Annotated in this window: 7 protein-coding genes and 1 pseudogene; 2 read left to right on the top strand and 6 right to left on the bottom strand. The window is 70.7% G+C overall.

The genetic code is table 11. The features are described from left to right. From QWJ13_RS34270 to QWJ13_RS34260, 4 genes and pseudogenes are all read right to left on the bottom strand, one after another. A partial coding sequence (locus tag QWJ13_RS34270; protein ID WP_489753405.1) for an alpha/beta hydrolase occupies nucleotides 1–628 on the bottom strand: 628 nt, incomplete at its 3' end. A 93-nt stretch (nucleotides 629–721) separates the two neighbouring features. Next, a pseudogene (locus QWJ13_RS34480) lies at nucleotides 722–802 on the bottom strand (hypothetical protein); the annotation flags it as partial. A 185-nt stretch (nucleotides 803–987) separates the two neighbouring features. Further along, nucleotides 988–1,224, bottom strand: a complete 237-nt coding sequence (locus QWJ13_RS34265; RefSeq protein ID WP_316529675.1) for a hypothetical protein — start codon at nucleotides 1,222–1,224, stop codon at nucleotides 988–990. Between the two features lie 189 nt (nucleotides 1,225–1,413). Beyond that, nucleotides 1,414–1,746 (bottom strand): ArsR/SmtB family transcription factor, encoded by a 333-nt coding sequence (locus QWJ13_RS34260; RefSeq protein WP_316529674.1) that lies wholly within the window; start codon nucleotides 1,744–1,746, stop codon nucleotides 1,414–1,416. 150 nt (nucleotides 1,747–1,896) lie between these two features. Between QWJ13_RS34260 and QWJ13_RS34255 the strand changes: the two genes are divergently transcribed. Further along, a complete protein-coding gene (locus QWJ13_RS34255; protein ID WP_316529673.1) occupies nucleotides 1,897–3,084 on the top strand; it encodes an MFS transporter in 1,188 nt (395 codons plus the stop codon). A gap of 296 nt (nucleotides 3,085–3,380) precedes the next feature. On the opposite strand, the gene pgm is transcribed toward QWJ13_RS34255, so the two are convergent. Further along, on the bottom strand, nucleotides 3,381–5,021 hold the full coding sequence (pgm, locus tag QWJ13_RS34250; protein ID WP_316529671.1) for a phosphoglucomutase (alpha-D-glucose-1,6-bisphosphate-dependent): 1,641 nt from the start codon (nucleotides 5,019–5,021) through the stop codon (nucleotides 3,381–3,383). Nucleotides 5,022–5,511: 490 nt separating this feature from the next. Continuing rightward, on the bottom strand, nucleotides 5,512–5,811 hold the full coding sequence (locus QWJ13_RS34245; RefSeq protein WP_316529669.1) for a YciI family protein: 300 nt from the start codon (nucleotides 5,809–5,811) through the stop codon (nucleotides 5,512–5,514). 709 nt (nucleotides 5,812–6,520) lie between these two features. On the opposite strand from QWJ13_RS34245, the gene QWJ13_RS34240 reads away from it, so the two are divergent. Then, the coding region (locus tag QWJ13_RS34240; RefSeq protein ID WP_316529668.1) for an FAD-binding protein at nucleotides 6,521–7,966 on the top strand (1,446 nt) is incomplete at its 3' end.

The following is a 7,966-nucleotide window of genomic DNA, read 5'->3' as shown; positions in this document are numbered from 1 at the left end:
CGGGCCCTGGGGGTCGGGGCCGCGGGGGCGGGGTGAGGGGCAGGCGTCGAAGTGGATTTCGGGCCGGTGGGGTGAGGGGGTGTCGAGCAGGGTGGTGGGGATGGCGCGTAGGTGGAGGTTGGAGTGGGCGGTGAGGTAGGCGCGTTGGGCGGCGATGGCGCGGTGCGGGGTTGCCGGTGCCCAGGAAGTGTCGTCGTTGGTCGTCGGGCCGGGCGACGGCGGGTTGTCCTTGGGGGTTGAGGAGTTGGAGGTCGCTGTAGGGGAGGTGGCCGGAGTGGGTGAGGGTCAGGCGGCGGCGCCGGCCGGTGAGGTGTGGCCACAGGGTGTGCCCCGTGGTGTCGCGGGTGGGGCTGTCCCAGGTGGAGGCCATCAGCGGGAGGGGGCGGCTCTGGTCGGCGGTGGTGCCGGTGGCGAACAGGGGGCCGTCCGAGACGGTGCCGGCGCGCACGCGCGCATCGTCGTGGAGGGCTTGGGCGGTGGTGGCGCCGCCCGTGGAGTGGCCGAACAGGCCGACGGCGTCCGGGCCGAGGGCGGTGGGCAGGCCGGCGGGCAGGGGTGTGTGGGTGAGGTGGTCGAGCAGGTAGCGGATGTCGGCGGCGCGGTAGGCGATGATCCGGGCGTCGGTCATGGCCTGGACGCGGGTCTTGTCGCGCGCTTCCAGGCGGTGGCCGGGGAATGCGACTTCGCCGGCGTCGAAGGTGGGGTCGCCGGCGGCGACGATGTGGCCGTGGGAGGCGAGTTCCTCGGCGAGGGCGGTGCTGAAGGAGCTGTCGGCGCCGGAGCCGTGGGAGTTGAGGACCAGGGGGTGGCGGCGGGTGCGGTCGGCGGGGGCGAAGAGGCGGGGCGTGGGTGGTGGGCCAGGTGAGGGGGGCGTCGGGGACGGCGACGTACACGGTTTGCAGGTGGGAGGCCTCGGCGGGGCTCATCCACGGCCCGCGGGGGCCTGGGGCGCCGGGGGCGGCCGGGTACCAGAGGCGGGCGCGCAGGTCACGCGGCCGCGGCGTGGGGGCCCAGGCGTCGGTACGGGCGGGGTCGAACAGGCGGGTCCCGGTCGCGCCCAGGGGGTAGGAACCGGTGGGCGCGGGCAGGCGCGGGCGCGGTGCCGGGGTGCCGGGGTGGCGGGGTGTCGGCGAGGGCGGGCCCGGCGCCGGCGGCGGTGCCGGCGCCCAGGGCGAGCGCCCCGAGGACGGCCCGGCGGGTGAACGGACGCTGGACTCGGTCCATGGACGGCGGCTCCTGCCGGAAGGCGGGACGGTGCACGTCCACCGTGCCGGTGGGGCGCCGGGCCACGCGTGCGCGCGGGGCGGGAGGCGCCCGCGCCGCCGTACGACCGCGGGCCTACGACCCGCCAAGCACCGACCCGCCAAGCACCGACCCGCCAGGCACCGACCCGCGCCTAGCGCCGATCCGCGCCTAGCGCAGGGGGGTTGAAGCGGCTGCCAGGAGCGCGTCGAGCAGTCCGGGGAAGCGGGCGTCGAGGTCGGTGCGGCGCAGGCTGACGAAGCGGTTGCGTCCGGCGACGCGGGTGGTGGTGACGCCGGCCTCGCGCAGGACCCGCATGTGGTGGGAGACGGTCGACTTGTGGAGGTGGTCCAGGCCCAGGTCGCGCGGGCCGCAGGAGTGCTCGCGGCCGTCGGCGTAGCTGAGCAGCAGGGTCATCCGGACGGGGTCGCCGAGGGCGTGCAGGAGGGTGACGAGGTCGATGTCGGCGGTGGCGGGCTGGGGAAGCCGCTCGTCCTCGCTCATGGCGCGCGCTCCGGGGGTCGGGACGGGGAAGGAATGGTTTGACAATCATCCACCCATCCCCGAATGTTTGACGAACGTAAAACTGTTGCATGTCTATCCAACAGTTGGTCGTGTCCGTCCGTTTCCCATCCCGCCCCGGGGGGCCCCGCCGTGCCCGTACCCCTGCTCCTGCTCGCCCTCGGCACCTTCGCCATGGGCACCGATTCGATGGTCGTCGCCGGCATCCTCGGCCCGATCTCCGCCGACCTGGGGGTGTCGGTGCCCGCCGCCGGCCAGCTGGTCACCGTCTTCGCGCTCGGCTACGCGCTGCTGGCCCCGCCGCTGGCCACGCTCACCGCCCGCTGGCCGCGCCGGCGCCTGCTGCTGGCCGCGCTCGCCGTGTTCAGCGCGGCCAACGCGCTCAGCGCGCTCGCCCCCACCTACGGGCTGCTGCTGGCCACCCGCGTCCTGGCCGCGGCCGGCGCCGCCCTCTACACCCCCACCGCCAACGCCGTGGCCACCACCCTGGTCGCCCCCGAGCGGCGCGGGCGGGCCCTGGCCACCGTGCTCGGCGGGATGACGGTGGCCACCGCGCTCGGCGTACCACTGGGCACCTGGGTCGGACGCGCCGACTGGCGGATGACGATGTGGCTGGTCACCGCGCTCGGCCTGGCCGCGCTCGCCGGACTCGCCGCTCTGCTGCGCGACCTGCCCGAGCCCCCCGCCGCCCCCACCCTGCGCGCCCGCCTCGCACCGCTTCGCCGCGGCCCGGTCCTGGGCGCCGCGGCCACCACCCTGATGTTCTTCCTCGCCTTCCAGAGCGTCTACATCTACCTGTCCACCGCCGTCCTCGGCGCCACCGGCGGCGACGCGAACCGCCTGAGCCTCATCCTCGCGGCCTGCGGCGTGATGTCCGTGGCCGGCAGCTGGCTGGGCGGACGCCTGGTGGACCGCCTGGGAGTACGACGGGTCCTGCTGACCGGCTCACTGGTGGCCGCGAGCGCCTTCACCGCCCTGCCCTGGCTGGGCCGCAGCATGCCCGGATCCCTGGCATACGCGACAGTGCTGCCGCTGGCGGGATGGGCCGTGTCCGTGGCACTGCCGCACCGACTGGCCTCCCTCGACCCGGCAAGCGCCCCACTGCTGATCTCACTGAACAGCAGCGCCCTCTACCTGGGCACGGCAGCCGGCGGCATGGCCGGATCAGCGGCGATCGCGGTGCTGGGCGCACGCTGGTTCCCACTGGCGGCGGCGGCACTGGCACTGGCCGCCTGCGCGACGGCCGCGGCGACCACCCGCGACCAGCGAACAGACCCCCGGACACAGGCCACACGGCAGCAGCAACACACCCCGGCATGACACCCCAACCCACCCCACCCCGGTCCGCCCCGCCCCGGTCCGCCCCGGTCCGCAAACCGGGCCGGGGCAACGGCGTCGGCCCGACCAGGGCAGGGCAGGGCAACGGCCCGGCCCGGCCCGGCCGGGGCAGGGCAGGGCAGGGCAGGGCAGGGCAGGGCAACGGCTTGGCCGGGGCGGCGGCTTCGGCCCGGCCGAAGCGGCGGCAACGGCCCGGCCAGGGCAACGGCAACGGCCGGGCCGGGGCGGGGCGGCGGCGTCGGCCCAGCCAGGGCGGCGGCATCGGGCAAAAGAGGCGCTCAGCCGCGCAGGACCTCGGCGACCAGAGCCCGGGCCTCGTCCTGGACACGGGCGAGGTGCGCCTGGCCGTGGAAGGACTCCGCGTAGATCTTGTAGACGTCCTCCGTGCCCGAGGGACGGGCGGCGAACCAGGCGTTCTCCGTACAGACCTTGATACCGCCGATCCGCTCACCGTTACCGGGGGCATTGGCGAGGACGGCGGTGATCTCCTCCCCCGCGATCTCGCCCGCGCCGACCCTCTCCGGAGACAGACGCGCCAGACGGGCCTTCTGCTCGCGGTCCGCGGGGGCGTCCACCCGCGCATAGGAGGGGGCGCCATGGCGCGCGGTCAGTTCACGGTAACGGGCGCTGGGAGTGGCACCGGTGACGGCAGTGATCTCAGCGGCGAGCAGAGCCAACAGAATGCCGTCCTTGTCGGTGGTCCACACCCCCCCGTCACGACGCAGGAACGAGGCGCCCGCACTCTCCTCGCCCCCGAAACCGATCGAACCCTCCAACAGCCCGTCGACGAACCACTTGAAACCCACCGGGACCTCCACCAGCGGACGCCCCAAGTCGGCGGCGACACGGTCCAGCATCGAAGAGGACACCAGGGTCTTGCCCACACCCGCATCCGCCGGCCAGTCCCCACGATGGCGGTAGAGGTAATCGACCGCCACCGCCAGGTAGTGGTTGGGATTCATCAAGCCACCATCGGGAGTGACGATGCCATGCCGGTCGGCGTCCGCGTCGTTACCGGTGGCGATGTCGTACTCGTCCTTACGACCGATAAGGGAAGCCATCGCCGCCGGCGAGGAACAGTCCATACGGATCCGCCCATCCCAGTCCAACGTCATGAACCGCCACGTCGCGTCCGTCACCGGATTGACCACCGTCACATCCAGACGGTGCACCTCGGCGATACGCGCCCAATACGCCACCGAAGCACCACCCAACGGATCCGCCCCGATACGCAGCCCCGACGCCCGCACCACATCCAAGTCCAACACCGAAGGCAGGTCCTCGACATAAGCACCCAGGTAGTCATGGCGCCCCGTGGTCGCGGCAGCCAACGCCCGCGCGTAAGGCACCTTCTTCACACCCCGCATACCCTCACGGATCAGATCGTTGGCACGCTCCTGGATCCAGCCCGTCGCCCGGGAACCAGCCGGACCCCCACTGGGCGGGTTGTACTTGAAACCACCATCACGCGGCGGATTGTGCGAAGGCGTGACCACGATACCGTCCGCCAGAGCACGAGGACTGCGCCGATTATGAGCGAGAATCGCATGAGAGACCGCCGGAGTAGGGGTGTAACCGTCGGCCACGTCGATCAACACATGAACACCATTGGCAGCCAGCACCTCCAACGCCGTGGCCTTGGCCGGCTCGGACAAGGCATGAGTATCCGCCCCCAGGAACACCGGCCCACCCACACCCTGCCCAGCCCGATACTCACAGATCGCCTGAGTCGTCGCCGCGATGTGGTCCTCATTGAAAGCACCATCCAACGACGAACCACGATGCCCCGAAGTCCCGAACGCGACCCGCTGCCCCGGCTCCTGCGGATCCGGCCGCAACGCGTAATACGCCGTCACCAACCGCGCCACATCCACCAGATCACCAGGCTGCGCCGGCTGCCCGGCCCGTGCGTGTGCCATCCGTCTTCTCCCGCCGAAGGTCGGTGACGCACCGAGTCACACTGCCCCCGATACGTCCTTACCCGTGCTCACCGATCGTAGCCAGAACACGACGACACCCCGAACCGCACGAACACCCCCCGACGCCACAAGCAAACACAAACAACCAACCCACACACCACCCCCCACACCCACCCTCAAACAAGCTTCAGACACACTTGAGACACACCTCAGACTCCCAACAACCCCAGACCCCAAACAGCCTCAGGCTCCCAACGACTTGAAGCTCCAGACAGCTGGACCTCAGACCCCAAACAGCCTCAGGACTCAGGCTCCAGACAACTGGGACTCAGGCCTCAAACAGCCTCAGGCTTCGGACAGCTGAACCTCAGGCCTCAAACAGCCTCAGGCTTCGGACAGCCTCAGGCTTCGGACGGCTGGGCCTCAGGCTCCAGACAGCCTCAGGCTTCGGACGGCTGGACTTCAGGCCTCGGACGGCTTGGGACCGCGGTCAGGCGGGCAGCTGCTCACGGTAGTCCGCGAGCACGGGCGCGGTGGTGGTGGCAACGAACTGCGTCACCCGGTACCGCGTCAACCCGGCCTTCACGAACGGGTCCGTGGCCACCAGCGCCTCCACCGCCGCCCGGTCCCCACCGGCCGCCAGGATCACCCCGCCCTCGCGCGGCACCTTGCGCCCCGAAGCCAGGAAAGTACCCGCCGCAAAGTGCTCCCGAAGCCACGCGACGTGCTCCGCCAACACAGCGTCGATCCGCTCCAGATCCGCGGTGTACGTCAGCTCAAGTACGAACATGGCCACCAGGCTAGACCCGCACCCGACCAACCCCACCGACCGGCCCCACCGAGGGGCCCCACCGAGGGGCCCCGCGGGGAGGATGCCGAGCCCAATCCTGCCAGCCGGGGCCGGCGTTGCGTTAGGACACAGCACCCCCGTACACCTTGCCGCACCACACCCCCACCCGCAGACTCACGCGCCCCACACCCCCCGCCCGCACCGCCCGCACCGCCACCCCCTCCCCGCCCCCGGGCGGGCGGCCCACCCCGCGCGCCGCCCGCGAGCGAAAACCGGACACGACCAAGACAGCGAAACGGGGACCACGCACGCGCCCACACCAGGACCCGCCGCTCACCGCACGGGTGAGGCCGCCGAGCCACAACGAGCCGATCCCGCACGGCGAGGAAGACCTGTGGGCCTACCGGACACTGTTCACCGCCTCCCCCACCGTGTCCGCCCACAAACCGGCACTCGTCCTACGAGAAGCCACCGCCAGCCCCCAGCGGCCCACCTCCCCACAACAAGACGCTCCCCGCCCGCCGAAGCCCGCGCCGCCCGCGCACACATCCCCACCCACGCCCCCACCCACCACCACCAGCAGATGCCGGAACACACCACCGCCGACCTGCACCGCCTCGAACAACACAACAACACCACACCCCGGTAGGCGATCACCCAAGAGGTGCGGTACAAACAATCCCTCGCTGACAACCGATCGGAGAACCACATGAACAGCCCAGGCCTATCACGCCGCGCCCTCCTCGCCTCAACCGCGACAGGCGCCCTCGCCGCCACCATCACCGGCTGGAACACCGCCACCGCCGCCTGGGCCACCCACAACGGCCCCGACATCGCCGAACTACCCACCCTGGACGGCACGATGACCCTCCAAGGCGAAGGCCTGGAACGCTTCGCCGGCGACTTCGGCCACCTCGTCACCGCCACCCCCCGCGCCGTACTGCACCCCGGCTCGGTACGCGACGTACAACAACTGATCACCTTCGCCCGCAACCACCGCATCCCCATAGCCGTCAACGGACAGAGCGGCGACCTCGCCCAATACGGCACAAACGGCCTGGAATCCCACTCCAGCTTCGGCCAGGCCAACCCCCGCGGCGGCATCGCCATCGACGCCCGCGGCCTGTCCGGCATCCACTCCGTCCACGCCGAACGCGCCATCGTCGGCGCCGGCACCACCTGGGCCCAGGTCATCGAAGCCACCCTGCCCCACGGCTGGGTACCACCCGTCCTACCCGACTACCTCCACCTCACCGTCGGCGGCACCCTGAGCGTCGGCGGCATCGGCGCCGGCGTACAACGCCACGGCATGCAAGTCGACAACGTCCTGGAACTCGACATCGTCACCGGCACCGGCGAACTCCTCACCGCCTCCCCCACCCACAACCGGGAACTATTCGACGCAACCCTGGCCGGCGCCGGCCAGGCCGGCATCATCGTCCGCGCCACCCTCGCCCTCACCAAAGCCCGCGAACGCGCCCACGTCTACTCCCTCTACTACGACGACCTCAACACCTACCTCACCGACCAACACACACTCCTGACCACCGACCGCTTCGACTACCAAACCGGCGACGTCCTACGCAACACCGACAACACCCACTGGCGCTACAAAGCCGAACTCGTCGCCCTCACCGACACCGGACAAACCCCCGACACCACCACACTGCTAGCCGGACTCAACCCGACCACCACCGAAATCGTCGAACAAAGCTGGCACGAATACGCCTACCGCGTCGACACCTTCGCCAACTACCTCCGCTCCACAGGACTATGGAACCAGCCCAAACCATGGCTGAGCCTCTTCCTCCCCGCCTCCACAGCCGCCACCTTCATGACCGAAGCCACCGAAATCCTCACCCCCGACGACATCGGAGCCGGACTCCTCCTCTTCTACCCCTACAAACACTCCAAAATCCACACACCCCTCGCAGTCCTACCCCAACACGAAGAAATCGGCTGGCACTTCGACCTCCTCTCCTTCCCCAACCCCCACACCGACACCACAACCACCCTCCAACGCAACCGCCACCTCTACAACCGCGCCGTAGCCCTCGGCGGCAAGCGCTACCTCATCGGCGCCATACCCAACATGACCCAAACCGACTGGCAACACCACTACGGCCCACTCTGGAACCAAATAACACAAACCAAA

Source organism: Kitasatospora brasiliensis (assembly GCF_032654805.1).
GTDB lineage: Bacteria > Actinomycetota > Actinomycetes > Streptomycetales > Streptomycetaceae > Kitasatospora > Kitasatospora brasiliensis.
This window is presented reverse-complemented; position numbering and strand designations above follow the sequence as displayed.

Excerpts from the sequence above, each read along its gene's own strand:
- QWJ13_RS34265 (WP_316529675.1), bottom strand. The coding sequence starts at position 1,224 with ATGGACCGAGTCCAGCGTCCGTTCACCCGCCGGGCCGTCCTCGGGGCG.
- QWJ13_RS34260 (WP_316529674.1), bottom strand. The coding sequence starts at position 1,746 with ATGAGCGAGGACGAGCGGCTTCCCCAGCCCGCCACCGCCGACATCGAC.
- pgm (WP_316529671.1), bottom strand. The coding sequence starts at position 5,021 with ATGGCACACGCACGGGCCGGGCAGCCGGCGCAGCCTGGTGATCTGGTG.
- QWJ13_RS34245 (WP_316529669.1), bottom strand. The coding sequence starts at position 5,811 with ATGTTCGTACTTGAGCTGACGTACACCGCGGATCTGGAGCGGATCGAC.